The sequence below is a fragment of the Saccharopolyspora sp. NPDC049426 genome (genome assembly GCF_040676935.1).
Taxonomy (GTDB): Bacteria; Actinomycetota; Actinomycetes; order Mycobacteriales; family Pseudonocardiaceae; genus Saccharopolyspora.
Map to the genome: position 1 here is coordinate 1 of NZ_JBFAPZ010000026.1, position 23,782 is coordinate 23,782.

A 23,782-nucleotide genomic window follows, 5' to 3' on the forward strand; every position below is an offset into this window, starting at 1 on the left:
CGGGATTGCCCCCCGATCAAGTGAACCAGTCCTCACCAGGCACGCAGCTCCACCTGCGGCGGATCGCCCCAGGCGAACCCGCTGCATTGGAGACACCAGCCTCCCAGCACGACACTGAGTCCTCGGGATGGGGGCGCTGAGCGTCATGGTCGGTTCGGAGCAGGCAACGGTGCAGGCGATGGTCGCGGTCGCGCTCACGGCGTTCGTGGCGATGCCCGCGGTGATGGTCGGAGTCGCGGTCCTGGTGGTCTCCGGCGGACTGGGCGTCACGCAAGGCGGCTGCCATCACGCCGCCGGGCCCAGTGCTCCCGGCGGCGGCCCGGGTGCGGGTGGGCAACAGGTCGGTGACTCGCAGTGGAACAGCGAGCAGATGACCAACGCCCAGACCATCACTGGGGTGGTGCAACAACGCCGACTGCCCAAGCGGGCGGCGGTGCTGGCGATCTCCACCGCCATCGTGGAATCCCGTTTGGACAACGTCCACTACGGCGACCGGGACTCGCTGGGGTTGTTTCAGCAGCGGCCGTCGATGGGGTGGGGCTCGCCGGAGGAGGTCACCAATCCGGTCTATGCCACGGGCAAGTTCCTTGATCGCCTCGTCGAACTCGACGGCTGGCATGACATGCCGCCTGGCGTGGCCCAGCAGAAGGTCCAAGCGTCGGCGTTCCCGGAACGCTACGGGCCCCAGGAGAAACCGGCCGGCGAGCTGATGGGCAGGTTCTGGGCCGGCCCGGACAACCCCGTCCCGGCACCCAGCAGCGGTGATACGGCGCAACAAGCATCGACCGGCCAATCCGGGCTGGGCTGTCCGGATCAGGCGGCCTCGAACATTCCCCTGGACCCGGCCAAGCTCCCGCCCGGCTTCCAACTGCCCTCGGATGCGAGGCAGCGGGCGGCGGTGGAGTTCGCGTTGAGCAAGCTCGGCGCACCGTATGTGTGGGGCGCCAAAGGCCCGAACGAGTTCGACTGCTCAGGGTTGATGCAAGCCGCGTGGGCGCACGCCGGAGTCCCGATCTCGGCAGGCACCTATGGCCAGAAAGACGACGGCCGCGCCATCGGTTCGCTGGCGGAGGTCCAGCCGGGCGACCTGCTGCTCATCCCGGGCTCCCTGGGCTCTCCATCGAACCCAGGGCACGTCGGGATGTACGCGGGCCACGGGGTGATCGTCAACGCCTACGACTCCTCCACCGGCGTGATCCTCGAACGCCTCGACGCCTGGGCTGACCAGATCGTGGCCATCCGCCGCGTCGCCGAACCCACCACCCCCACGCCACCACCGGACGGGAGGACTCAGGCATGAGTCGTCGTCAACGGGCGCTGTCGCCCACCGCCGATCGCGATATCGCGCTGATGAGCCTGCTGATCGCGGTCCTCGGGGTCCTCCTCGGCCTGGCCGCAGGCCTCATGGCCGGCGCTGCGACTGCCACCGTCCTGGCCGGTGGCCCCTGGCGGATGCCCGCCTTCGACACCTGGGTCACGGGTGCCATCAGCGTGCTGGGCCACCCTGCTGATCCCGCGGCAGGGCTCGGGGAGCCCTGGTCGGGGGTCTTGGAGGGGCGAGCGGGCTGGTACTGGACGGTCACCACCACGCTGGTCACCGGCACCGCCGCGCTGCTGGCGGTGGTGGGGCGTGTGTTGTGGCGCCGGTATGGGCCGGTGGAGCCGGGGCATGCCAGCCGGGAGGACATCCGCCGCGAACTGTCCCTGGAAGCCGCACGGCGCACCGCCGAGTGGACCCGCCCCAGCATCACCCCGCGCCAACGACGCCACGCCCCGCTGGAAGACGTCGCGGCACCACTGCACCACGGACCACACCGCCAGCGCATGTGCACCCCGTTCGAAAACCCCACCGGAGCCTTCGCTCCCACCCAGTCCGGCAAGTCCCGCACGGACCTGGTCCACAAGGCACTGGCGGCACCAGGAGCACTGGTGTGCTCGACGACGAAACCGGACCTGGTCGAATTCGCTGCACTCGCCCGCACCCGCCGACCCCACGCGGGTCCGGTGCTGGTGTTCGACACCACCGGGCAGGTCAACTGGCCCGCCAAAGTTCACTGGCCTCCCGAACACGGCTGCCATGAGTTCACGACCGCGCGCCGCCGCGCCGAAACACTCGTCGACGCCGCAGCAGTGGGCTTGGACAACGTCGGCGGCAACGACAAAGTCTTCCGCGAACGCGCGAAAATGGTCATCCAGGCCTACCTCCTCGCCGCCGCGAACGCGGGCCGTGGGGTGGGGGACCTGGTGCGGTGGGCGATCACCAAACCACCCGACCAGGAACCCGTCGAACTCCTCCGCCACCACGGATACCTCGAGCTCGCCGACAACCTCCGCAGCGAGATCGGCATGGTCGCCGAAACCTCCGACGCCGTCTGGTTGTCCGTGCGCCGCGTGATCGAGCCCTGGCTCGACCCACACCTGCGTGAACTCTGCACCCCCACACCCGGTCGCGAATTCGACGTCGCCACCTTCATCCGATGCCAGGGAAGCCTGTTCCTGGTGTCCGGGGAACGTCAAGCAGCGCAGGTACGGCCTGTGCTCACCGCACTCGTGGAGGACATTCTCACCACCGAGCAAGAAATCGCCCTGGAGTTTCCGACGCGACGATTGGACCCGCCGGCGACCAACGACCTCGACGAGCTCTACGACGGCACACCTGTACCGAAACTACCCGACATTCTCGCTGATTCCGCCGGTCGGGGAGTGATCATCCACTGGGCCGCGCAATCCCTAGCCCACCTGGACATGCTCTACGGCGAAAACGGTCGACGTCAGCTGCTGGACAACACGACCACCTTGACCTTGTGGGGCGGGATCAAGGACTCCAAGACCCTCGAATGGGTCTCGACAATGTCCGATCACCACGATCGGCGCCGCTACCAGCAGCAGTCCGACGGTCTGTTCGGCATCGGCCGCAGCTCGGTTGGTACCGAAACCGTGCCCACCTACCGACCCGGTGCCGTGCGCACCATCAAACGAGGACGGGTCCTGGTTTTCCACCGGCATCTCAAACCCATCCTGGCTCGCACGGTGGATGTCAGCCAACGGCCTGACTGGAAACAACTGCACACCGACGTCGCCACGGTGCGCCAGGGCACAGCACCGGTGACACCCGACGGCTACGCGCAGGCAACCAACCCCTCGCGGTGCTTGAGGGGGTGATGATGCCGTGACCGACGACGAGCTGAGCCCCGAACCCAGGCGCGACGACCAGGCAGCACGCCTCCGCGGGGGCGCGGAGGAACAGATCAGCGCCCTGATGGAGGTCACCGGGGGACTGGCCAGCAAGGTCAACACACTCGCCCGCCGCCTCGACACCCTCGACAACAGCAATTCCGCGGACACCTCTGACAAAGCGGACGAGTCGCACGACCAGCCCGCGGCGTGGGTGGTGTTCACCCCTCCCGCAGCCGCCGAGGACCGCCAGCACGCACTCGAGGGGCACACACCGGAGTGGACACTGGAGAACTTCGTGGCGTGGTTCAACGCCACCTACCTCGGCCTGCCCGGAAGCCCCGCCATCCCGATTCCGGGGTGCTGGCGTGAGCACCCCGGGTTGGCGATGGAGATCGGCAGCCTGGCCTACAGCTGGCGCCGCGCCAACATCGGCCCCACCGCCAACGTCCGCGACGCCCAGTACTGGCACCACACCTGGCGGCCCGGCTTCACCGCCCGCCTCGGCAACTGGGTCCACCCCCACTGCACCGACGGACGCCACCGCCCCACCGGCGCCCCCACGCGCCCCACCCGCTTCGCCCCGGCCACCACAAGCCAGGACGAAACACCAGAAACCAAAACAGGAAAGGAAGAAACATCATGACCGCCACCACGCCGGCATCCTCATCGCTCGATCCCGGGCCAGGACCACAGTGCCCGGAATGCCACGCGCCCACACGGTGGCTCGTCCCACCGATCGGCCGCTGGATCTGCCCGGACTGCGCCATCTCCTGGCACCACCCCCACGAACCCGGACTACGCGAAACCCCCAGTAACACAAGCAACCCAGACGACGCACCTGCGTTGAAGGAGTCCCGGTCATGACCGCCACCGAACCTCTGCGTATCCACACCGTCCGCCGCGTGATCAGCGAGGAGCACACGGTGCCGCAGATCCTGCCCGACAGCATCCTCGCTAGCCGGGGTGAACCGGTCCTGGCTACCGCGATGCTGATCGCGATGATGGAAGACGCCACCTGGGAAGCCATCGCCCCCGACATTCCCATCGAGCGGGCGATGCTCGGCTGCGCGGGCACCTACCAACACACCGCCCCCACGCTCCCCGGGCAGCAAGTTCGCATCGAAGTCACCTGCCGCCACCTCCCCGAAGGTGGCGGACGGCAACGCTGGACCGCCCGAGCGATCAACGTCGACACCGGCCAGCAAGCCGGCGTCCTGCACCACGAACTCGCCACCCCCACCCGAAGCCGCTTCTACCGGCGCCTGCACGCGTGAGGAACCAGGGAGTGAACCACCATGAACCACACCCACCGCCACTACCGCATTCCCGAGCCCCGCCCCGCCGCCCTGGCCCTCGCGGCCGCCACGGCCATGGCCACCGCCACCGGCTGGGCCACCACCACCCACCACCTGCGCCAACGCACTCGCGAACTCCACAACGCCCAACACGACCACGTCACCGGCCTTTTGAACCGCCGCGCCTGGGAACAGGCAGTTCACGCCATGTGGCAACGCTCCAACCCGGTGGGAGCGCTGGGGCTGGTGGACCTGGACGACTTTAAGGCCATCAACGACCAATTCGGCCACCACGCTGGCGATCAGGTCCTGCGTGCCACCGCCAATCGGCTCGCGATCGAGCTCGGATCGTGCGGGGTGATCGGACGGTACGGGGGCGATGAACTGGCCTTCCTCACTGCGAAGGCCTCCGGAGTCGAGCTGAGCCGCCTTCGAGCATGTCTGTGCTCGACGGTCCCGGTAGCCGGTATCGGCCACATCAGCGTCAGTGCCGCCGTCGGCATGGTCTCGCCCCCGCCTGGCGCTTCACTGAGCGCGGCACTGGCCACCGCGGACGAAGCCATGTACACGGCGAAGAAACGGCAACATCAGAGGCCCCGCGCCCGGGGGTCTGCTGACATGCGGATTCCATGGCAGCACAGTGACCGCGTCGAGGCGGGGAATGTGTGGCCACGATGAGCGAGCATTGGACCCAATACGCGGCCTGCCGTGACACCATGCTGGAGCTCTGGTTCGGTCCCGAAGGCTACGCCGAGCCCAAAGACCAATCGCGCTGGCGACAACGACGAGCCGCTGAAGTCTGCGCCATGTGCCCAGTGCGCACCGAATGCCTGGCAGAAGAACTCATGCGGCCCATCAGGGAGCAACACGGGATCCGGGGCGGACTTACACCCCGCGCACGCGAACGGCTCCTGGCCCGATGGCGCCAGACCGGCCACGTACCCGAGGACCGCCCGCCCGACGGGATCGAGACCGTACGCCGACTACTGGAGAAACATGAGCAGAGGCGTGACCAGCGCATACGTCACGGCTAGCGTGTCGATCAGTTCTGCCCGTTTCTTGTGGAGCGGTGCTGGCGTAGACGGTGTGTGACGCGGCCGGTGCCGAAGGCGATGACCAGGCCCGCGGTGAGTAAAAACGCGCGCGGATCAGTCGTGATTCCCATGAGGATTGTCAGCAGCAACATCACCACCACCGAGGGAGTGATCCGCCAGGGGTCGTCCGGCCGAGCGATAGCCAGGACCACAGCACCGCCCACCACAACGATGTCGAACGCAACCAACAAGCTGATGACCAGCACAGTTCTCCTCGACGACGTCTCAAGCGCGGGTGCCCCTCAGAATCTCATGCCATGGACCCGCTGGGCCTAGGTGTACCTGCCAGGCAGCTGCTGGTCACACGTATTGCGTCCTGAAGGAGGTAGATCGCGGTAAGAAGGCTTGACCCTCTGCAAGAACGATGCTCCATACGCCCTTTCATCATAGCCACAGTAGTATCAGTAGCGAACGAAATCAGTACCAGGAAGGGCTGCCGCTGCCTCGCAGACCCGAAAGGCAACGAGTTCTGCCTACGCGCGACTCCGATCAACAACCTCCCCAACACGACGGCTTCGACCAATGCGTGATCACTACGGACGCCGGTTGTGAGGCGCTCGGGCGCTGCCCCAGTTTGTGTTCGAGAGTTAGATCAGATCAGAGGCCTGGTGGAGGAACGCGCCACGTGGCCGCGGTCGACGTAGGAGCTAGTCGGTGCCTGCGTAGAAGAACGTCGGGGAGGTGACGGACCGTGTCGTCAGGGCACGTGGCGAACGGCGTGCGCGTCACTACGGCGTCGACGGCCGTATCGGGAAGCGCGAGAGCGCCGACCTTGCGGGCAAGATCGGCACCCGGAATGAACGCCGGGTTGAACGTCACGACGTCGACTCCCGCGGGCGGCCGACACAGCGCGGTTCCGCTGTCGTCAAGCACCAAGTGCCGACTCGGTGTCGGACTCCAATGTGTTCGAATCCCGAGGATCGAGCATTGATCGCTCACTGTGATCAATGCTCGATCCTCGACCGGGCGCTCAATTCTTGACCGAACCGGCTAAGGGGCCGGTCTGCGGGCACGCCTCGTCAACCCCATGCCGCAATTGGCTCGGCCTGGTGCAGGTGGTCGCTGACTGCGTGTTCGATGCAAGCGGCAGTGTCGAACCATGCTCGATCATGCCCGTAGGTATCCAGTAAGGACACGTGGGTGAGGTCCTCCGCTGCGTCGTCAACTCGGCTCCCGACGATGGCAAGGACGGGTTTGCCGTGCCGTCGTGCCATGTGGCAGATACCGCCAACGACTTTGCCGTTGAACGATCCTGCGTCGAGTTGCCCTTCGCCGGTGATGACGAGGTCGGCACCGGGTAGAGATGACTGCAGTCCAGCCTCGTTTGCGATGAGATCGAAGCCGTGGACGAGGTCGGCACCCATGGCGGCGAGCCCACCGGCGAGTCCGCCAGCGGCACCCGCGCCGGGAAGATTCGTGAGGTCGGCCCCGCACTTGTCTTGGTACTCGGTTTGCAGGCGACGCAGACGTTTGGTCAGAAGAACGACTTGTTCAGGCGAGGCGCCCTTCTGAGGGCCAAAAACCTCAGCGTCCATGGCGAAGGGCGTGCGCACGTCGCAACAGACGAGAACCTGGGCATCACGAATTACGTGAGTCGGGAGCCCGGACTCCTCCAAGGCTCGGATCGCGCCGCTCCCGCCGTCGGTGGTCGCCGATCCGCCCATGCCGACGATGATCCGCTGGGCACCTGCGCGGAGCGCCGTTGCGATCAGTTCTCCCACGCCTCTTGTGGTCGCGGTGATCGGGTCGTTGTTCGTCGGTCCACCAGCGAGTTCCAGACCACTGGTGCGTGCCATTTCGATGATGGCACGGCCACAGGGTTCAAGCCGCCAGGCTGCGTGAACAGGATAACCGGACGGCCCGGTGACAAGCGTGTGCTGATTGGATCCTCCGAACGCGTCTAGAGTGCCTTCGCCGCCGTCTGCGAGGGGCAGCTGCGTGCAGGTTCCGCCAGCTTGGGAGACGCCTCTAGCTATGGCTGCAGCAACTTCGATGGCCGTGAGTGAACCTCGGAACTTGTCGGGCGCGGCAAGTACGTGCATGTCATGTCCTAGTCGGGGCAGTTGCTGTGCGGGCTTCACGCATGGGCGGCGAACGACGGTGTGCGCTTGTTGCGGAAGGCGTCGATGCCTTCGATCGCGTCGTCCTTGAAGAGCGTTTCGTCGCACAACTCCTCGAGCGCGTGACGTACTGCCACCATGCCGTCGGTGCGCAGACGCGCAGTCGTGAACCGCTTCGTGCGGCGAACGGCATCCCTACTGCCTTCAGCAATCGTGGTGGCGAGTTCGTAAGCCTTGGCTTCGACTCGATCGTCTCCGATGACCTCGTGAATGAGTCCGCTTCGAAGAGCGGTGGCTGCGTCCATCTCGCGGCTGGTGAGAGCCAGGTGCCCTGCGGGTTTGTGAGAGAGGGTGTACGGGGCCGCAGCGGCGAACACTGTGGGCCACACGCCGATGCGGGCTTCGGGGAGTCGGAAGGTGGTGCGGTCACCCGCCACCGCGAGGTCGCTTACAAGCACGATCTCGCAGCCGCCTCCCAGAGCGGGCCCTCGGACAGCCGAAATGATCGGGACCGGGCAATTGACGATCGCTTCCATCGCAGGAAGAACCAAGCCCAGGAAGTAGTCCCGTGCTTGGGCCTGCGTGGCGAGCCGAAGGAACTCGCCGATGTCGTTTCCCGCGCAGAATGCTCGCTCGGAGCCTTCGAGAATGATCGCCCGGACCTGTGTGTCGGCGCCTGCTTCCTGGACACGACGGGTGAGCCCGCCCCAGCCGGCGGCGTCGATGGCGTGGAGCTTCTCCGGCCGGTCGAATCCAATGGAAGCAACGGGGCCGTCGATGTGGAGATCCATCCGAACTCCTGTGGGTTGCGCGCCGGAGTGTCAGATTCGACGACCAGAGGAAACGCTTTCGTCTGGACGGCGCTTTAGTGGTCAGTCGGGCACTGTTCGACATTTGTGCTGCTCTTGCTGGGATAGTAAGCGGTTGACGTGTCGGATGACAACATGCATCATCAGCTCAATAGTAAGCGGTTTCAGTAGCGCCTGGGTGTCGATGAGCTCGGTTGCGCCCAGGCTTTGCTGGCTCGCTCGCAGCGCAGGTCTCGTCGGATCTGTGCTGCGGTGGTGGTTCACTGGGATCGAGGGAGTTCACGTGCCAATCAGTGTTGTGCTGCCGAAGGCGGACGGCTCGACGTACCGCAGGAACTTGAACGAGCCAGCGTCGGTCCCGTCGAGCGGACAAGCACCCGAGGCTCGCAAGGCGTACGCCGCCGCTCATGTGGTTGCGGATCCGTTGCGTGCCGCATCCGGTGGCTGTGCGCTCGACTGGGACGCCACGTTGGAGGTCCGGCGACGCTTGTGGCGGCTTGGCCTCGGCGTGGCGGAGGCGATGGATACAGCTCAGCGTGGGATGGGGCTTTCCTGGGAGGCGGTCAAGGAGCTGGTCGCTCGCACGCTCGCGGCCGCCAAGTCCGAGGGGGGCGAAGTGGTCGTAGGTGTGGCAACTGATCAGCTGCCCGCCGGCCCCGCGACCCTGGAAGACGTCGTCGCGGCCTACCAGGAGCAGCTCGACCTGGTGCAGGAACACGGCGGTCAGGCGGTGCTGATGGCGAGCCGTCACCTTTCGGCCTGTGCGCGTGGTCCGCAGGACTACGTGGAGGTCTACTCCAGGCTGTTGGAGGGTTGTGAGCGTCCGGTGGTGCTGCATTGGCTGGGTGAGGCGTTCGATCCGCAATTGCGTGGCTATTGGGGGGCCCGGGACTTCGATGAGGCGCAGAAGCTCGTGGTGTCGCTGATCAGCGAACACGCTGACCGGATCGAGGGCATCAAGATCTCCTTGCTCGACGCCGCGCGCGAAGTGGCGATCCGAGACTCATTGCCGCCCAACGTGCGCCTATTTACCGGCGATGACTTCAACTATGTAGATCTGATCGAGGGGGATGCGAACGGACACAGCGACGCTCTGCTGGGCGCTTTCGCCGCAGTCGCCCCGGTCGCGGCGCAGGCTCTGCGGCGGCTTGATGTCGGCGATGTAGCCGGCTATCGGGCACTGTTGGAACCCACGTTGCCGCTGAGCCGGAAGCTGTTCGAAGCTCCCACCTACTACTACAAAACCGGCGTGGTGTGGCTCGCGTACCTGTCAGGGTTGCAAGACCACTTCCGAATGGTCGGAGGCCTTGAGTCCGGACGGAGCGTGCTGCACCTCGTCGAGCTCGCTGAAATGGCCGACGACATCGGCCTGCTTCCGGACCCCGACCTCGCTGCTGAGCGGATTGCCGGTTTCTTGCGCGTGCACGGGATTGGGTGACGGAGATGGACCTCGCACGATGCAGCTTGAACTCGATCACTGTGCGATCGCTGGATTTGCCTAATTTGATCAGCGAGGCGGTGCAGCGAGGCGTGGGTGCGATCGCGCCTTGGCGTGACCTCATCGAACCGCACGGTGCGGAGAAGGCCGGGCGGATGATCGGTGAGGCGGGGTTGGGGGTTTCCAGCCTGTGCCGAGGGGGGATGTTCACCGGGGACTCGGCGAAGGCACGGCTGGCTGCAGTCGAGGACAACCGCCGTGCCATCGCGGAGGCACACGCAGTTGGCGCTCGAACCCTTGTCTTGGTGTGCGGTCCCATCGTCGGTAACGACATTGCCGGTTCGCGTGCGATGGTGCGCGACGGTATCGAAGCGGTTTTGGAGGACGCTCAGCAAGCGGGGATTTCGCTGGGCATCGAACCGCTGCACCCGATGATGGCCGCAGATCGCTCGGTGATCACGTCGTTGCGGGAAGCCAACGAGCTGCGTGCGGCGATCGACCATGACAGCGTGGGCGTGGTCATCGACGCGTACCACGTCTGGTGGGAGCACGACCTCGAACATCAGATCGCTGCGGCATCGGGGCGCATCCTCGGCTTTCACGTCTCTGACTGGGTACTTCCGATCAACGGCCAGTGTTCGAGTCGTGGGATGCCAGGCGATGGCTGCATCGACCTGCCAGGGATGCGACGGATGGTAGAAGCCGCTCGCTATGGTGGATTCGTCGAGGTCGAGGTGCTCAGTGACCGGTGGTGGGCCGAGGAGCCGGACTTGGTTCTTACACAGGCGTGCGATCGATTCCAGAGCGCTGTGTGATCAACCGTGCTGTTGAGGTCAACGCAGCGGCCCGCAGCAGTGAGGCACGGTGACGGTAGGACGAAGCAGGCGCCCGGACGATTCGGGCGGTTGCGGAAGCGGCCTGTGTATCCGCTGCGACCGTCTCACAGTGATGGCGGACCGGTGCGTGCGGCCCGTGTCAGCCGAGCGCGTTCGAGCGGCAGCCGGACGCGCTCGGCTACCAATCGAATCCGGCCGCCCGGGATTCCGGCCTCCAGCGGAGTGTGGGAGTCATCGCGCCTGACTTGGCCAACCCGCCCTTCAACGTAATGCTCGAAGCATTCAACTCGCGCGCGGCCAGCGCGGGTATTCGCATTCTCGTCGTAGACACCGGCGGTGACGCGGACGAGGAAATCGAAGTCAGTCGCAGCCTGCAGCGCCACGTTGACGGACTCGTTCTTGCCTCGCCGAGGATGCGTCTCTATATGCTGGAGCCACAGTGACGCTCGCACATCGCATCGATGCAGGCTCCGTTCGGGGCGGGAACGTGGGGATTCCGCGGTAGCTCAGCGACAGTCTCTGATGGTGGAATCATTTGGTGAATCCGGCCCGACCGCTCGTTCGACGGCCGGGCCGGTACCTTGCGTTTCCACTTCCGCCTCGGGAGTTCCAGCCCTCGTTATCGAGGAGCACGAGGATGCAAGGGCCAAGGCCGAAGCTCCTTCAGTGGCACCTCGCGCGGCTCAGGGTTTTGTACGGTGGAAGCCGTCCGTATGCGGTGCCCTTCATTCCGATCATTGCGGCGCGATCAGGCCTAGTTGCCGAGGCGAAGTGGCCGCATCAGCGCCCAGGTTGTCACCAGCGCGGTGAACGCGAGCATGCCGACACCAGTCCAAAGATTGATGTTGAGGCCCGCGGCCTTCGCCACGTCTGCGGGCGTGGTGGTGAAGAGACCTAGCGCGGTCAACATCAGCCCGTACAGACCAAACAGTAAAGCGATGATCAGTCGTACGTCGAATGCCTTCGAGGGTCTTCTGCTTGTGGCGGTTTCGGGCGATTCGGTAAGCGTCATTGCAGGTCCTTTCTTTCAGCCGAAGGCGATGTTGAGGATGATCGTGATGGCGAGTACTACGCCCGCCAGCAGGCCGGGAGAGCGGTACCAGCCCGCGTCCTCGCCGGTTGTGGAGTGCCGCAGCGATTCCTTGGGCGTCAGGGAGTGGACCAAGCCGACCAGCTGTGCCGCGGGCTTGGGTTGAGTTGCGAGGCTGACGACGACGCTTACGGCGATGTCCACCACGAAGGCCGTTCCCGCACCCACGAAACTTGCGCCCTGGCCGGGCAGGTTGAACACACCGGTCTCCGCCAGTGCGAATACCGATATCGCGGAGAGCGTTCCGGCGACGAGTCCGGTCCATCCCGCGGCAGGGGTCATGCGCTTCCAGAGGAGGCCGAGGATGAACGTGGCGAACAGGGGCGCGTTGAAGAACGAGAACAGTTGTTGCAGGTAGTCCATGAGGTTCGAGTAACCAGCGGCAATGAACGCTGTCCCGATCGCCACGATCGTGGCACCAACGGTTACCCAGCGGCCAAGGTTCAGGTAGTAGTGATCCGGCTTTTCCTTGACGATGTAGGACTGCCAGATGTCGTAGGTGAACACGGTATTGAACGAGCTGAGGTTCGCGGCCATGCCGGCCATGAAGGCTGCCAGGAGACCGGTAATCGCGATACCGAGCACGCCGTTGGGCAGTAGGTCGCGCATCAGCAGCAGGAGCGCGTCGTTGTAGTCGACGTTGCCCTGGCCAGTTTGCTTGTACGCAGTGAGGTCAGGGATGGCGACCGCGGCGATCATGCCGGGGACGATGACGATGAACGGAATGAACATCTTCGCGAAGGCGCCGATGATCGGTGTGCGCCTGGCCGCGGACATGCTCTTTGACGCCATTGCTCTCTGGACCTCAACGAAGTTCGTCGTCCAGTAGCCGAACCCGAGCACGAATCCCAGACCGAAGATGATCCCGACCACGCTGAGGAAGCCGTTGTTGAAGCCGGTGAGCTCAGTGGCTGGCCACGCCGACATTTGCTCGGCGCCGCCGGGGCCTGCATCGACCTTGTCCACCAGACCCTGCCAACCCCCGACTTTGACCAGGCCAGTGATGGTCAGGGGAAGTAGAGCCGCGATGATGACGAAAAACTGCAGGACCTCGTTGTAGATCGCTGCTGAAAGGCCGCCGAGTGTTGTGTAGCTGAGGACGATGAGAGCTGCGACCACGACGGAGACCCACAGTGGCCACCCGAGCAGCACGTTGACGATGCTCCCGAGCAAGTAGAGGTTCACGCCTGCGATGAGGACCTGGGCCACTGCGAAGGTGATGCCGTTGACCAGGTGCGTGGTGGGGCCGAAGCGGCGCAGCATGAATTCTGGAACGCTGCGTACCTTCGAACCGTAGTAGAAGGGCATCATCACGATCCCGAGGAACAGCATGGCCGGGATGGCGGCGGCCCAGAAGTAGTGCATCGTCGGCATGCCGTACTCGGCTCCGGTGGCCGACATGCCCATGATCTCGATGGCTCCGAGGTTTGCGGAGATGAACGCCAGACCAGTCATCCACGCAGGCAGAGATCTTCCGGACAGGAAGAAGTCCAGGCTTGTCGACACCGACCGTCGCGCCAAGTAACCGATTCCGAGCACGAACGCGAAGTACAGGGCGAGTAGGACGTAGTCGATCAGCGACACATCGAGTCGAAGCTGGTTCTGCGCGAGCACCTGCATCTCTGCTAGGTGCGTTGAGGGTTGCATGATTTTCTCCCGCGATCTGCCGGCTCGGCGGTATTGTGTAAGCGGTTTCTACAGGAGGGCTGCGAGTGGGTCAACAGATGTGTCGCCGGGGCAGGCGGGCCGTTCGCTTGGTGACGCCGACATTAAGGCTGGCGAGGTGCGCAGGGTCAAACAAAACACCAGGTGAAGTGCGGTGCAAAGTTGATCGCCGGGTGCGCGAGTCGGCCTGGGTCGGATCGAGGTCAGCAGTTTGGTCACTCTGAGGGCTGCTAGGTCTTTTCAAACTGTAACCGTTTCCTTATGCTGGCTGGAGACGCGATTGTCCACGGCTAGATGAACAGCGGTTCTTCTGAGTCGACGCCGCTCGGGATGCAGAGGAAGGGCTTTCCAGGGTGAAAGCCGTGAAGGCAATCGTCCACTTGCTGAGCGGACAGATGCCGTCTAGGAGTTTGGCCGCGCTCGGCTGATCCACACGAGGTAGGAGCAAGGATGGCCACGACAACGACCGTCGTCCGGCAATACGGTCACTTCATCAACGGTGAGGAGCTACCACCAAGCTCCGACCGGATCGCTCGGCACCGTCCTTCTGACGGAACGCTCGTCGCCGAGTTCTCGGCTGGCACCCCAGAACTTGCACAAGAGGCTGTACAGGCGGCACGAACCGCGTTTGAGGACGGTCCATGGCCGCACATGTCGGGTGTTGAGCGGGCGCGTGCGCTCCAACGGCTGGCGGGGCTCATCGCCGAAAACAAGGAAGACCTGGCGCGGCTGGACGCCGAGGAGGTCGGCACGCCGCTTCGGCAAGCACGAGGTGACCTCGAGACGACGGTGGCACTAACCGAGTACGCAGCGGGACTGGCCATGTCCCTGCACGGAGAAGTGCATTCCAACCTCGGCCCCGATTTGACCGGGATCATCATGCGTGAACCCGCCGGTGTCGCGGGTTTGATCACGCCCTGGAACTTCCCGGTCATGCTCCTTGCACAGAAGCTTCCCTTCGCGCTCGCTGCGGGATGTACGGTCGTGGTCAAGCCGTCAGAGTTCACTTCCAGCACCACGCTCGAAGTTGCCAAGCTGACCCGTTCGGCCGGCATCCCTGAGGGCGTCGTCAACGTCGTCACAGGAACTGGTCCAAACGTCGGGCAGGTTCTCGCGGAGAGCCCGGATGTCGATGTGCTGTCGTTCACCGGGAGTACCGCGACCGGCCAGCGGATCATCGAGACCTCGAAGCACACAATCAAGCGGTTGTCGCTAGAGCTCGGTGGCAAAGCCAGCAACATCGTCTTCGATGACGCCGATATGGACGATGCCCTGGACGGCGTGCTGTTCGGGTTGCTGTTCAATCAGGGTGAGTGCTGTGTGTCAGGGTCGCGACTGCTGGTGCACGAAAACATCGCCGACGAGTTCCTTAAGCTCGTCCGGGCCCGTATCGAGAAGCTGCGCGTCGGACCTCCGCTTGAAGCACTGACTGACGTCGGTCCACTGATCCACGACAGTCACCTGGCCAAGGTTTCGGACTACGTGCAGACGGCATTGGCTGAAGGCGCCGAGCTCGTGACCGGTGGGCAGCGTCTGCAGTTGGACGGCTACGACGGCGGTGTGTACTTCCCTCCCACCATCCTCGACCGCGTGGTTCCGGAAGCCACGGTGTTCCGAGAGGAAATCTTCGGTCCGGTACTCAGCGTGACGCGTTTCCGCGACGAGGAGGAAGCGGCCTGGCTTGCCAACGACGTCGAGTTCGGCCTGGCGAATTCGGTGTGGACCAAGAATATCGATACCGCGATGCGCATGTCTCGTGCGCTGCGCAGCGGCACGGTCTGGATCAACACAACCATTGACGGTGCACCGCAGCTTCCCGGTGGTGGGGTCAAGACCAGTGGATACGGACGAGAGATGGGGCAAGCTGGGTTCGAGGAGTTCACCGAGATCAAGACGGTGCAGATCCGAACCGGTGCACGCACGCCCTTTTTCGGTAACTGACGCCCGCCACCGGTCTGGAGCATCGCATGACACTGGCACATGAGACTTTCGACTACATCATCGCTGGCGGTGGTACCGCCGGTTGCGTTCTGGCAGCCCGTCTGTCGGAAGACCCCACTACACGGGTTCTACTGCTGGAAGCGGGCCATACCGATCGGCATCCGTTTATCCATGTTCCTGCTGGTTTCGCCAAGTTGACCGCCGGGCCGTACCAATGGGGTTTCTCCAGCGTCCCGCAGAAGCACTGCGACGACCGCGTGATTCCACTTGCGCAGGGCAAGGTGCTCGGCGGCGGTGGTTCCATCAACGCCCAGGTCTACACCCGCGGCGCCCGCGCGGACTACGACGAGTGGGCGGAAGCGTACGGCTGCGACGGTTGGTCCGCCAAGGAAGTCCACGAGCACTTTGTCCGTTCCGAGGCGAACGAGAGGCTTGCCGCGCCTCATCACGGTGTCAACGGTCCTCTCGGCGTATCGGACCCGATCAACCCACACCCGTTGTCCAAGGCATTCGTGCAGGCCGGGCAGGAGTTCGGCCTTCCCTATAATGCCGATTTCAACGGAGAGACGCAGCACGGCATCGGGCTTTACCAGAACACCACTCGCAACGGACGCCGCTGTAGCGCCGCGGTCGGGTATTTGCGGCCGGCTAGGAGCCGCCGCAACCTCGTTGTCAAGACGGACGTCCTGGTCAACCGTGTGGCCCTTTCCGGAAGCCGTGCCACCGGCGTGGAGGTTTCTGATAGGGGCGGCATTCAGACGTATCGCGCAAAGCGGGAGGTCATCATCGCTGCCGGGGCCTTCGGGTCACCGAAGCTGCTTCAGCTGTCCGGGATCGGGCACCCTGACGATCTCAAGGCAGCCGGCATCGAGGTGCAGCACATGTTGCCGGGAGTGGGCAGGAACCTCCAGGACCATTGCGACCTAGACATCGTATTCGAGCTCAACCGTTACCAGAGCATGGACCGGCTCAACCTTGTCCGGCCTGCCACCGCCCTGGCGGGACTGGAGTACCTGGCCCTGCGAAAAGGTCCGCTGGCTTCCACTGTTGTTGAGGCGGGTGGCTTCAGCTACAGCACACCCGAGGAGCCGACCCCAGACCTGCAGTTCCACTTTCTCCCGGCCGCTGGTGTTGAAGCGGGAATTGCCGGCGTGCGGCCTGGGTATGGTTGCACCCTGAACGCGGTCTACTTGCGACCGCGTAGCCGGGGTAGCGTCCGCGTCGCTTCTGCAGACCCGAGGGAGCAGCCGCGCATTGATCCAAATTACCTCGCTGATGACTACGACGTGGAACGAAGCATGGCTGGGGTCCAGCAAATGCTTGAGATCATGGAGCAGCCCTCCATGGCGCGGCACATCAAGGCAGTGCACCTTGCCGGCGGCGTCACACTGAAGAGCCGCGACGACTACCGTCGGTTCGTGCACGCCCACGGCCGAACGGCCTATCACCCGGTCGGCACCTGCGCCATGGGTGTCTCTGAAGAGTCCGTGGTGGCGCCGGACCTCACCGTTCATGGGTTGGAAGGGCTTCGAGTCGCTGACTCGTCCGTCATGCCGCGTATCGTCAGCTCCAATACGCAGGCACCAACCGTGATGATCGGAGAGAAGGCCGCCGAACTGGTCCTCAGCGGTTGAGCCGCTGAGTGCGGCAGGTTATGGGGCGGGACGGCTGCGATCGTCCCGCCCCATGGTTGTTTCGGCGGGCCTGACCGCAGGGCTGCACAGTCTTGAGCAGAGTTTTGAAACGGTGGCTGGAGGCGATCACGGATTCCTGTGACGTTTCGGAGCAAGCGCACTTCGGGGTCGAGAACGGTGCCTCGCTCGTCGGACACTTGCGGCCTGCTGAATAACCGGTCATCGGGTGCCCCTTGGGGCCGATAGAGGAGACGAGGTCGGCGTCGTGAGCATCGTGAGTCGGCAACGTGCGGGTTGTGAGCGGCGGCCTGACCGTCCGCTAACTCCTTTTATGGGTCGGGAAAGCAATGTCCGGCAACGGGTGTGAGGACTCGTCTGGGCGTTGAACGGAAGTTGGATCCCAGATCGCCGACGCTCGAGATGCGGTTAGGCGCCAGCGAGGTGACGGTCGTGCCGTCGCCTCGCTGGCGCCTAAGTACAGCGGATGCGTTCAGTGCTCAGTTCTGTCGCTTTCGTCGATGTTTCGGCCGAGGGTTTCTGGAAGGAAGGTGACGGCCAGGAGCGCAATCGCGCTGAGCGCCATCAGGTACAGCGCGACGGGCCAGGGGCGAGAGTCAGACCAGGCGAGGAGCGCGGTGGCGACCAGCGGGATGGTGCCGCCCACGACAGCCGCGGGGATCTCGCGGGAGATTGCGATACCGCTCCAGCGGACGCGGGTGCTGAAGATCTCCGACAACATCGCTCCCGATGGGCCTGAAGTAGCGCCCTGAACGATCGCGATGCCCAGGACCATGACGAGACCGATGAGCCATGGCGACCGGGTTTCGAGCATCCAGAACATCGGAAACGGGAAGACCAGACCGAAGACCGCACCGAAGAACAGCACCGGTTTGCGTCCGACGACGTCGGCGAGACGGCCGAAAGCGATGATGGCCGGGATCGCAACCAGCTCGGCGATCACCAGGCCGGTGAGTGCCGGCGCGGAGTCGACGTGCAGGGTTTTGGTGACGTAGGAGAGGACGAACACCTGCATGGCGTAGGCCCAGGGGATGATGAATGAGAACAGACCGAGACCGCAAACGATGGCGCGGCCATGGCTGCGCACTGCGTCGAGGACGGGAGCTCGCTCGACTGAACCGGATTTTGCAACTTGCTGGAAGGCGGTTGTCTCGGCGACTTTGAGTCGCAGGTACGCCGCGACGATGACCACCACGGCGCTGGCGAGGAATGGAACTCGCCAGCCCCACGTCAGGAAGTGGTGTTCGGGCATCAGCGACAGCAGTGCGAATAGCAGCGTTGCCCCGCCGGTGCCCACGTAGATCGCTGCGCCTGGATAGCTGCTGCTGAGTGCTCGCCGAGAGCTCTCGACGGACTCGGTGACCATGGTGATCGCTCCAGCGAACTCCGCGCCAGCGCCGGCGCCTTGGACAAGTCTGAGCGCGACGAGCAGCAGCGGTGCCCAGATGCCGATCTGGTCCGCAGCGGGCAGAACCCCGATCAACGTGGTGGAGGCGCCCATGATCAGGAGGGTCATCAGCAACATCGGTTTGCGGCCGATGCGGTCGCCGAAGTGCGCAAAGATCACTCCGCCGATTGGTCGCGCGCCCAGTCCTACGGCGAAGGTGCCCAGGGCGGCGAGGATGCCGCCCAGCGCGCCAGCTCCCGGAAAATACAGCGGCGCGAACACCAGTGCAGCCGCCAAGCCGTACAAGGTGAAGTCGTACCACTCGATCACGGTTCCGGCGACGCTCGCCGCGATGACTCGTTTGCGCTGCGTGGATCCTTGTTCGAGGGTGCCGGATGGCGCTCTGCTGCCGCCGACGGTGCTCATTGGCTTCCTGCTTTCGGTTCGCAACAGGCCGGGTCTTGCGAACCGACGACCTGTCTGTGCGGCATCTGCCGAGAACCGAGGGAGCGGGCTTCCGGTGATCAAAGCGCGCCCATGAAAGTCCCGCCTGGCGAGTCCTCGACATTGAGTACGTTATAGGAAACGTTTTCTACCAGGGTGCGGGAGGTCAGTCAAGTGTTCTGCATCAGGATAGAACGATCCTGGTCAGGAAGGTGACCGTCTAATTCAAGGCGGCAGTGCGCCCGCGTGAGCATGGAAGAAAGCGATTACCTCCGGGCGCGCTTGATGGTGGCAAGGCAACCGGGAGTCGATCCTCGCAAGGGGCGGCCCCCGGTTTTGCTGGCCGGGCTCCTCGATGGCGCGCTCAAAGAGGGTCCGGAAGGTCAACTGGTGGGCGCTGGACATCCACCTGACGAGGAAGTTCGCCCGCGCGGAATCTTTCCCCGGGGTGGGCTGTGCCGGATGTGGTCGAGGTGCATCGCGTCGTGCCCCGGATGCCGTTCTAGGTGTCGAGGGCAAGTGGCAGCGCCTTGACCGGTTCGTCAGCGGCGTGCAACAGTGCTGTAAACGCTTACAGGAACTCTGTCTCTGGATCTGGTTAGCCCGCCTGCGCAGTTCGGGCGGGGCGGGCGAGGTCGGGAGCGTTAGAGAGGTTGCGCTGATGCTGGAAGACGTCAAGGTCCTTAGCTTCACACACTATTTGCAGGGACCGTCCGCCGTTCAGATCCTCGGGGACCTGGGTGCCGATGTGATCAAGATCGAACGTCCGGAAGGTGCCTACGAACGTCATTGGTCCGGCGGGGAGTCGTTCGTCGGTGGCGAGAGCATGTTCTACCTGCTGGCTGGGCGCAATCAGAGGAGTCTTGCTCTCGACGTGCGCAGTGAGGAGGGCAAGAAGATCGTCTGGGATCTCATCGAACGCGCGGACGTCATCGTTGAGAACTTCCGGCCGGGCGTCATGGAACGGCTCGGCTTGGGCTACGAAGCGGCTTCGGCAGTAAACCCGGGCATCGTGTACTGCTCGCTGACCGGCTACGGCTCCGAAGGTCCGTACCGGGACAAGCCTGGTCAGGACCTGCTCATCCAGGCGCTGAGCGGTCTGGCGATGCAGAGCGGACGTGCAGACACACCTCCTACCCCGGTGGGGTCGGCAGTTGTGGACCAGCATGCCGCGGTGTGGGGTGCGCTGGGCGTGCTAGCCGCTCTGCACCGGCGACGAACTTCCGGTGAAGGCGGCAAGGTGGACAGCAATTTGTTCTCAGCGGCGCTGGATCTGCAGATCGAGCCGTTGAATTATCACCTCAACGGCACCGACCTCTATGACCGCAGTGCCAGTGGGATCTCATCGCGGTTCCACCAGGCGCCGTACGGCGTGTTCGCCACCTTCGATGAATGGGTCTGCCTGTCGTTGAACGACATGAAGACCATGGGGGCGGTGTTCGACGACGCTGAGATGGCGGAATGGACCAAGGACGACCAGTTCCGGCGACGCGAGGATGTGAACTCTCGGATCGCTCAGCACCTGCGGACGAAATCGCTCGCGCACTGGAAGACGGTCTTCGACGAGCGGGGGGTGTGGTATGCCCCGGTTAACGACTATGACGCGATCGAGGACGATCCACAGGTCGCCCACAACGGTTCTGTGCTGTCCTTTGAGCACCCGCGGGCCGGAAAGGTTCGCGTTTTGGCGCACCCGGTCAAGTACGACGGCCAAACCCCGGGGATCAACCGGATCCCGCCGAGCCTCGGAGAGCACACAGCGGAGATCTTGCGCGATCTCGGACGCACCGAAGCTGAGATCGACCAGCTGATCGACGGCAAGATTGTTCGCACAAATTCCCGGGCATGAGGAGGTTGCCACGATGCTAGAGGTACAGATCGCTGCACCTGGGCGGTTGGAGGTGGCGGAGGTTGCCGAACCGGATCCGGGACCAGGCGAAGTTCTGCTACAACTGCACTCGGTCGGGATCTGCGGTGGCGACGTCTCCTTGTTCAAGGGCACTAACGCCATCGCCCGCTATCCGGCAGTTCCCGGCCACGAATGCGTGGCGGAGGTTCTCGCGGTCCCCGAAGGATCGGCGTTGCGGCCAGGTGATCATGTGGTCGTCTATCCGACGTTCTCCTGTGGTGTATGCCGAGCCTGCCAGGCGGGGCATTCGAACCGATGCAGCCAGATGAGGGTGTTCGGACTCTCTGCCCCTGGCGGGTGCTGCGCGGAGCGATTCACCTTGCCGGAAGCACACTGCCTTCCGCTGCCGAGCGGAATGGCCGACTTCGTCGGTGCTCTTGTGGAACCGGTGGCTGTGGGATGTCACGTCGTCGACCGAGGTGGGGTGGTCGACGGTGACACCGCTCTGGTCATCGGCTCAGGTTCGATCGGCATGGCGACTGCGATGGTCGCCCGTGCGCGGGGTGTGGCGAGAGTGCTTTTCGCCGATGTTCACGATGCACGCCAGCGCGTGGTCGAGGAGTGCGGCTTCTCGGACTTCACCACCGCGCAGGGTGAGGATCTGGTGTCCTGGGTTCGGGAGCTGGTGGGTGGCGTGGATTTGGTTTACGACACGGTGACAGTCGATGCCACGGCCGCCACAGCTTCTGAGCTGCTCAACGGGGGCGGCCGCTATGTAGCCATCGCTGCGGCCAAGCCCGATCATCGCCTGACCTTGTCCTACGAGCACTTCTACGGCAAGGAACTCGCGGTTGTCGCCTGCCGGAATTATCGGCGAGACGATTTCACCGCGGCGATTGGGATGATCGCGGAGGGTTCGGTGGACCCGCGACCGCTGCGCACCGCCGTCCACGCACTGTCCAACTCGTCCACAGCGTTGGACGAGCTCGTGCACCGCGCACGGGACAACGTCAAGGTCCTACTCACTCGCGCGGATCTACTTGACTCCAGCCCGCTGTTGACCGGGGGCACCCGATGAGTCGTCGAAAGGTCGCACTACTGGGGGCCGGACTTGCCGCTGCTCCCTATCTCCGAGCTCTGCATGGGGCTGACTGCGAGGTTGTCTCGGTGGCCACCCGCAATCTCAGCCGCGTGGACGCTGTGCGCAGGATTTTCCCCGACGCGCAGCAGCGGTGGCCTCCACCGGCTGCATTGGACGGCGGCGTCGACCTCGTCGTTGTGCTGAGTCCGACGGCGACACACCTGGAAGCGGTGGCCGCCGCGGCCGAACGTGGTATTGACGTGATCGTTGAAAAGCCGCTCGAGGCCACGGCGGCTGCGGCCGAAAAGCTCGTGGAAATCGCGGAAGATGCCGGCATCGGGTTGGCTGTGGGGTACCAGCATCGCGGTAAGCCCGCGGGCGTAGCGCTCTACCGGGCACTGCGGGACGGCACTCTCGGCGAGTTCGTCTGCGGAAGCATTGAGGTTCCGTGGTGGCGTGGACAGGACTACTACGACGAGGAAGGGCGTGGGACGTTTGCCCGAGACGGAGGGGGCGTGCTGATCACCCAGGCCGTTCACCCGCTCGATCTCGTCTTGTGGTCGGTGGGGCTGCCACTCCGTGTCTCGGCCGTAGCCGGCACGTCGCCAGCGCATCAGATGGAGGCCGAGGACGTTCTTGCAGGACTGCTCGATTACGGGGATGGCCGTGCCGTTTCGCTGAACTGCACGACCGCGGCGTTCCCGGGGGCGGAGGAACGGATCACCATCGTCGGCACCTCTGGGACAGCTGTCGTGGAGGGCTCGGCGCTAACTGTCCACCGGCTACCGCAGGAGGAGCCAGTGCTTGAGGTAGCGGCCGAAGGCACCGGCAAGGTCGCAGACCCCGGCCTCATGCCAGTTGGCTGGCATGAGGAACTCGTAGAAGACGCGTTGCAGGCGTTCGAGGAAGGTAAGGAGCCGCGAGCTTCGGGTCGCTCAGCACTCGGTACCCAGCGCGTGCTCACAGCGTTGTATCACGCTGCGGAGTCGGGGGAGTGGGTTGAGATGGGAGTTTGATGTCGTCGGCTCACAATCGGGCGTGGCCGCCGTTGAATCAGATGCTGCCGAACCCTTCTGCGCCATGTGTGGAAGCCGGGAGCGCTCCGGCCCGTGCTGGCTGCCAGGGCGAGAACCGAATAAGAGTGTCTGCTCATGCCCTCGAGGCATTGTCTGGTCCACGGGGACAGTGCGATCGACCTGGCGCTGAGGTTGCCGTCGTGTCTGCGTAAACTCGATGCGGAAGGCTTCCGTTCGGTGAGGCGGGGCATACGTCGGCACCAGGTGCCCGAGCGCGTCGAGGGAGATGTTGGCCGGTGACTTCCAAGAGGCCGTCCGCAGCCGGCCAGGCCAGCGTCAGCCAGGAAACCGTATTTCAGGCCGCGTTGCGCTGCTTCTACGTGCACGGTTACGACGGCGCATCGATGCGTGACATCGCGAAGGCAGGCGGTGTGACGCCGGCAGCCATTTATCACTATTACTCATCAAAACAAGATTTGCTGATGGACATAATCAGCAGGTTCATGCAGCGGTCGATTGATACGACTCGTTCGGCAATCTCGGATGCTGGAGATGATCCAGCTGAGCAATTGTTCGCTGCGGCGCGTTCGCACGTTCTTTGGAACGCATCGGATGTGGTTTCGAGCTTTGTGGTCAACAGTGAGATCAGAAGCCTGGAGCCGCACAACCGGCAGCGCAACATAGCGCAGCGCGACGAGCTGCAGCGCATGTTCGACGCCGTCGTCGAAAGCGGTGCGGCCGAAGGCGTGTTCGCGACCCCTTGGCCGCGTGAGGCGAGTCGAGCTGTCGTGACGATGTGCACCGCGGTCGCCGGTTGGTACAAGGCAGCAGGCCCGCTGTCTCCGGGCGAAATCGCCGATCGATACGGGCACATGTCCCTGTCGCTGGTGGGTTCGGGTACTCAGGTCCAACCCTGACTCCTACCTCGCGAGCGCGCTCAGGCAACGG

At 64.3% G+C, this 23,782-nt stretch carries 21 protein-coding genes; 15 read left to right on the plus strand and 6 right to left on the minus strand.

The genetic code is table 11. The features are described 5' to 3' along the window. Positions 1-127: 127 nt before the first annotated feature. The 6 genes from AB0J78_RS32725 (at position 128) to AB0J78_RS32750 (ending at position 5,506) form a co-directional block, all read left to right on the plus strand. Positions 128-1,300 carry an NlpC/P60 family protein gene (locus tag AB0J78_RS32725; protein ID WP_363795827.1) on the plus strand — a complete coding sequence of 391 codons (1,173 nt, stop codon included), beginning with the start codon at positions 128-130 and terminating at the stop codon, positions 1,298-1,300. After that, the gene (locus tag AB0J78_RS32730; protein WP_363795829.1) at positions 1,297-3,162 is read left to right on the plus strand and encodes a TraM recognition domain-containing protein; all 1,866 of its coding nucleotides are present in this window, start codon (positions 1,297-1,299) and stop codon (positions 3,160-3,162) included. The genes AB0J78_RS32725 and AB0J78_RS32730 overlap by 4 nt, the downstream gene beginning before the upstream one ends. Before the next feature lie 7 nt (positions 3,163-3,169). After that, positions 3,170-3,820 (plus strand): hypothetical protein, encoded by a 651-nt coding sequence (locus AB0J78_RS32735; protein ID WP_363795831.1) that lies wholly within the window; start codon positions 3,170-3,172, stop codon positions 3,818-3,820. A gap of 217 nt (positions 3,821-4,037) precedes the next feature. Then, on the plus strand, positions 4,038-4,451 hold the full coding sequence (locus tag AB0J78_RS32740) for a hypothetical protein (RefSeq protein ID WP_363795833.1): 414 nt from the start codon (positions 4,038-4,040) through the stop codon (positions 4,449-4,451). Positions 4,452-4,472: 21 nt separating this feature from the next. Then, positions 4,473-5,150 (plus strand): GGDEF domain-containing protein, encoded by a 678-nt coding sequence (locus AB0J78_RS32745; RefSeq protein WP_363795835.1) that lies wholly within the window; start codon positions 4,473-4,475, stop codon positions 5,148-5,150. Continuing rightward, positions 5,147-5,506, plus strand: a complete 360-nt coding sequence (locus tag AB0J78_RS32750; protein WP_363795837.1) for a WhiB family transcriptional regulator — start codon at positions 5,147-5,149, stop codon at positions 5,504-5,506. The genes AB0J78_RS32745 and AB0J78_RS32750 overlap by 4 nt, the downstream gene beginning before the upstream one ends. An 8-nt stretch (positions 5,507-5,514) precedes the next feature. Here AB0J78_RS32750 and AB0J78_RS32755 read toward each other — a convergent pair whose 3' ends face one another. From AB0J78_RS32755 to AB0J78_RS32765, 3 genes are all read right to left on the minus strand, one after another. Continuing rightward, positions 5,515-5,772, minus strand: coding sequence for a hypothetical protein (locus AB0J78_RS32755; protein WP_363795839.1), 258 nt, complete (start codon positions 5,770-5,772; stop codon positions 5,515-5,517). An 813-nt stretch (positions 5,773-6,585) separates the two neighbouring features. Further along, positions 6,586-7,608 carry a glycerate kinase gene (locus AB0J78_RS32760; protein ID WP_363795841.1) on the minus strand — a complete coding sequence of 341 codons (1,023 nt, stop codon included), beginning with the start codon at positions 7,606-7,608 and terminating at the stop codon, positions 6,586-6,588. A 35-nt stretch (positions 7,609-7,643) separates the two neighbouring features. Beyond that, positions 7,644-8,417: an enoyl-CoA hydratase/isomerase family protein gene (locus tag AB0J78_RS32765; RefSeq protein ID WP_363795843.1), complete on the minus strand. Its 774-nt coding sequence runs from the start codon at positions 8,415-8,417 to the stop codon at positions 7,644-7,646. A 301-nt stretch (positions 8,418-8,718) separates the two neighbouring features. Between AB0J78_RS32765 and AB0J78_RS32770 the strand changes: the two genes are divergently transcribed. From AB0J78_RS32770 to AB0J78_RS32780, 3 genes are all read left to right on the plus strand, one after another. After that, entirely contained in the window at positions 8,719-9,873 is a 1,155-nt protein-coding gene (locus tag AB0J78_RS32770) for a dihydrodipicolinate synthase family protein (protein WP_363795845.1), read from the plus strand. 5 nt (positions 9,874-9,878) lie between these two features. Next, positions 9,879-10,688: a sugar phosphate isomerase/epimerase family protein gene (locus tag AB0J78_RS32775; protein ID WP_363795847.1), complete on the plus strand. Its 810-nt coding sequence runs from the start codon at positions 9,879-9,881 to the stop codon at positions 10,686-10,688. A 245-nt stretch (positions 10,689-10,933) separates the two neighbouring features. Next, positions 10,934-11,152: a hypothetical protein gene (locus AB0J78_RS32780; protein WP_363795849.1), complete on the plus strand. Its 219-nt coding sequence runs from the start codon at positions 10,934-10,936 to the stop codon at positions 11,150-11,152. A gap of 311 nt (positions 11,153-11,463) precedes the next feature. On the opposite strand, the gene AB0J78_RS32785 is transcribed toward AB0J78_RS32780, so the two are convergent. Further along, positions 11,464-11,721 carry a hypothetical protein gene (locus AB0J78_RS32785; RefSeq protein ID WP_363795851.1) on the minus strand — a complete coding sequence of 86 codons (258 nt, stop codon included), beginning with the start codon at positions 11,719-11,721 and terminating at the stop codon, positions 11,464-11,466. Between the two features lie 15 nt (positions 11,722-11,736). Continuing rightward, on the minus strand, positions 11,737-13,419 hold the full coding sequence (locus AB0J78_RS32790) for a sodium:solute symporter family protein (RefSeq protein ID WP_363795853.1): 1,683 nt from the start codon (positions 13,417-13,419) through the stop codon (positions 11,737-11,739). Positions 13,420-13,914: 495 nt separating this feature from the next. Here AB0J78_RS32790 and AB0J78_RS32795 point away from each other — a divergent pair, with 495 nt between their 5' ends. Next, positions 13,915-15,405 (plus strand): aldehyde dehydrogenase family protein, encoded by a 1,491-nt coding sequence (locus AB0J78_RS32795; protein WP_363795855.1) that lies wholly within the window; start codon positions 13,915-13,917, stop codon positions 15,403-15,405. A gap of 26 nt (positions 15,406-15,431) precedes the next feature. Further along, entirely contained in the window at positions 15,432-17,039 is a 1,608-nt protein-coding gene (locus AB0J78_RS32800) for a GMC family oxidoreductase N-terminal domain-containing protein (RefSeq protein WP_363795857.1), read from the plus strand. 490 nt (positions 17,040-17,529) lie between these two features. On the opposite strand, the gene AB0J78_RS32805 is transcribed toward AB0J78_RS32800, so the two are convergent. After that, entirely contained in the window at positions 17,530-18,870 is a 1,341-nt protein-coding gene (locus AB0J78_RS32805; protein WP_363795859.1) for an MFS transporter, read from the minus strand. A 679-nt stretch (positions 18,871-19,549) separates the two neighbouring features. On the opposite strand from AB0J78_RS32805, the gene AB0J78_RS32810 reads away from it, so the two are divergent. From AB0J78_RS32810 to AB0J78_RS32825, 4 genes are all read left to right on the plus strand, one after another. After that, entirely contained in the window at positions 19,550-20,737 is a 1,188-nt protein-coding gene (locus tag AB0J78_RS32810; RefSeq protein ID WP_363795861.1) for a CaiB/BaiF CoA-transferase family protein, read from the plus strand. Between the two features lie 13 nt (positions 20,738-20,750). Further along, positions 20,751-21,815, plus strand: coding sequence for an alcohol dehydrogenase catalytic domain-containing protein (locus AB0J78_RS32815; RefSeq protein WP_363795863.1), 1,065 nt, complete (start codon positions 20,751-20,753; stop codon positions 21,813-21,815). Next, positions 21,812-22,834: a Gfo/Idh/MocA family oxidoreductase gene (locus tag AB0J78_RS32820; RefSeq protein ID WP_363795865.1), complete on the plus strand. Its 1,023-nt coding sequence runs from the start codon at positions 21,812-21,814 to the stop codon at positions 22,832-22,834. Before AB0J78_RS32815 ends, AB0J78_RS32820 begins: the two co-directional genes overlap by 4 nt. A 296-nt stretch (positions 22,835-23,130) precedes the next feature. Further along, positions 23,131-23,751, plus strand: coding sequence for a TetR/AcrR family transcriptional regulator (locus AB0J78_RS32825; protein ID WP_363795866.1), 621 nt, complete (start codon positions 23,131-23,133; stop codon positions 23,749-23,751). Positions 23,752-23,782: the final 31 nt, after the last annotated feature.

Excerpts from the sequence above, each read along its gene's own strand:
- AB0J78_RS32725 (WP_363795827.1), top strand. The coding sequence starts at position 128 with ATGGGGGCGCTGAGCGTCATGGTCGGTTCGGAGCAGGCAACGGTGCAG.
- AB0J78_RS32730 (WP_363795829.1), top strand. The coding sequence starts at position 1,297 with ATGAGTCGTCGTCAACGGGCGCTGTCGCCCACCGCCGATCGCGATATC.
- AB0J78_RS32740 (WP_363795833.1), top strand. The coding sequence starts at position 4,038 with ATGACCGCCACCGAACCTCTGCGTATCCACACCGTCCGCCGCGTGATC.
- AB0J78_RS32745 (WP_363795835.1), top strand. The coding sequence starts at position 4,473 with ATGAACCACACCCACCGCCACTACCGCATTCCCGAGCCCCGCCCCGCC.
- AB0J78_RS32750 (WP_363795837.1), top strand. The coding sequence starts at position 5,147 with ATGAGCGAGCATTGGACCCAATACGCGGCCTGCCGTGACACCATGCTG.
- AB0J78_RS32760 (WP_363795841.1), bottom strand. The coding sequence starts at position 7,608 with ATGCACGTACTTGCCGCGCCCGACAAGTTCCGAGGTTCACTCACGGCC.
- AB0J78_RS32765 (WP_363795843.1), bottom strand. The coding sequence starts at position 8,417 with ATGGATCTCCACATCGACGGCCCCGTTGCTTCCATTGGATTCGACCGG.
- AB0J78_RS32775 (WP_363795847.1), top strand. The coding sequence starts at position 9,879 with ATGGACCTCGCACGATGCAGCTTGAACTCGATCACTGTGCGATCGCTG.
- AB0J78_RS32785 (WP_363795851.1), bottom strand. The coding sequence starts at position 11,721 with ATGACGCTTACCGAATCGCCCGAAACCGCCACAAGCAGAAGACCCTCG.
- AB0J78_RS32790 (WP_363795853.1), bottom strand. The coding sequence starts at position 13,419 with ATGCAGGTGCTCGCGCAGAACCAGCTTCGACTCGATGTGTCGCTGATC.
- AB0J78_RS32795 (WP_363795855.1), top strand. The coding sequence starts at position 13,915 with ATGGCCACGACAACGACCGTCGTCCGGCAATACGGTCACTTCATCAAC.
- AB0J78_RS32800 (WP_363795857.1), top strand. The coding sequence starts at position 15,432 with ATGACACTGGCACATGAGACTTTCGACTACATCATCGCTGGCGGTGGT.
- AB0J78_RS32805 (WP_363795859.1), bottom strand. The coding sequence starts at position 18,870 with ATGAGCACCGTCGGCGGCAGCAGAGCGCCATCCGGCACCCTCGAACAA.
- AB0J78_RS32810 (WP_363795861.1), top strand. The coding sequence starts at position 19,550 with ATGCTGGAAGACGTCAAGGTCCTTAGCTTCACACACTATTTGCAGGGA.
- AB0J78_RS32815 (WP_363795863.1), top strand. The coding sequence starts at position 20,751 with ATGCTAGAGGTACAGATCGCTGCACCTGGGCGGTTGGAGGTGGCGGAG.
- AB0J78_RS32820 (WP_363795865.1), top strand. The coding sequence starts at position 21,812 with ATGAGTCGTCGAAAGGTCGCACTACTGGGGGCCGGACTTGCCGCTGCT.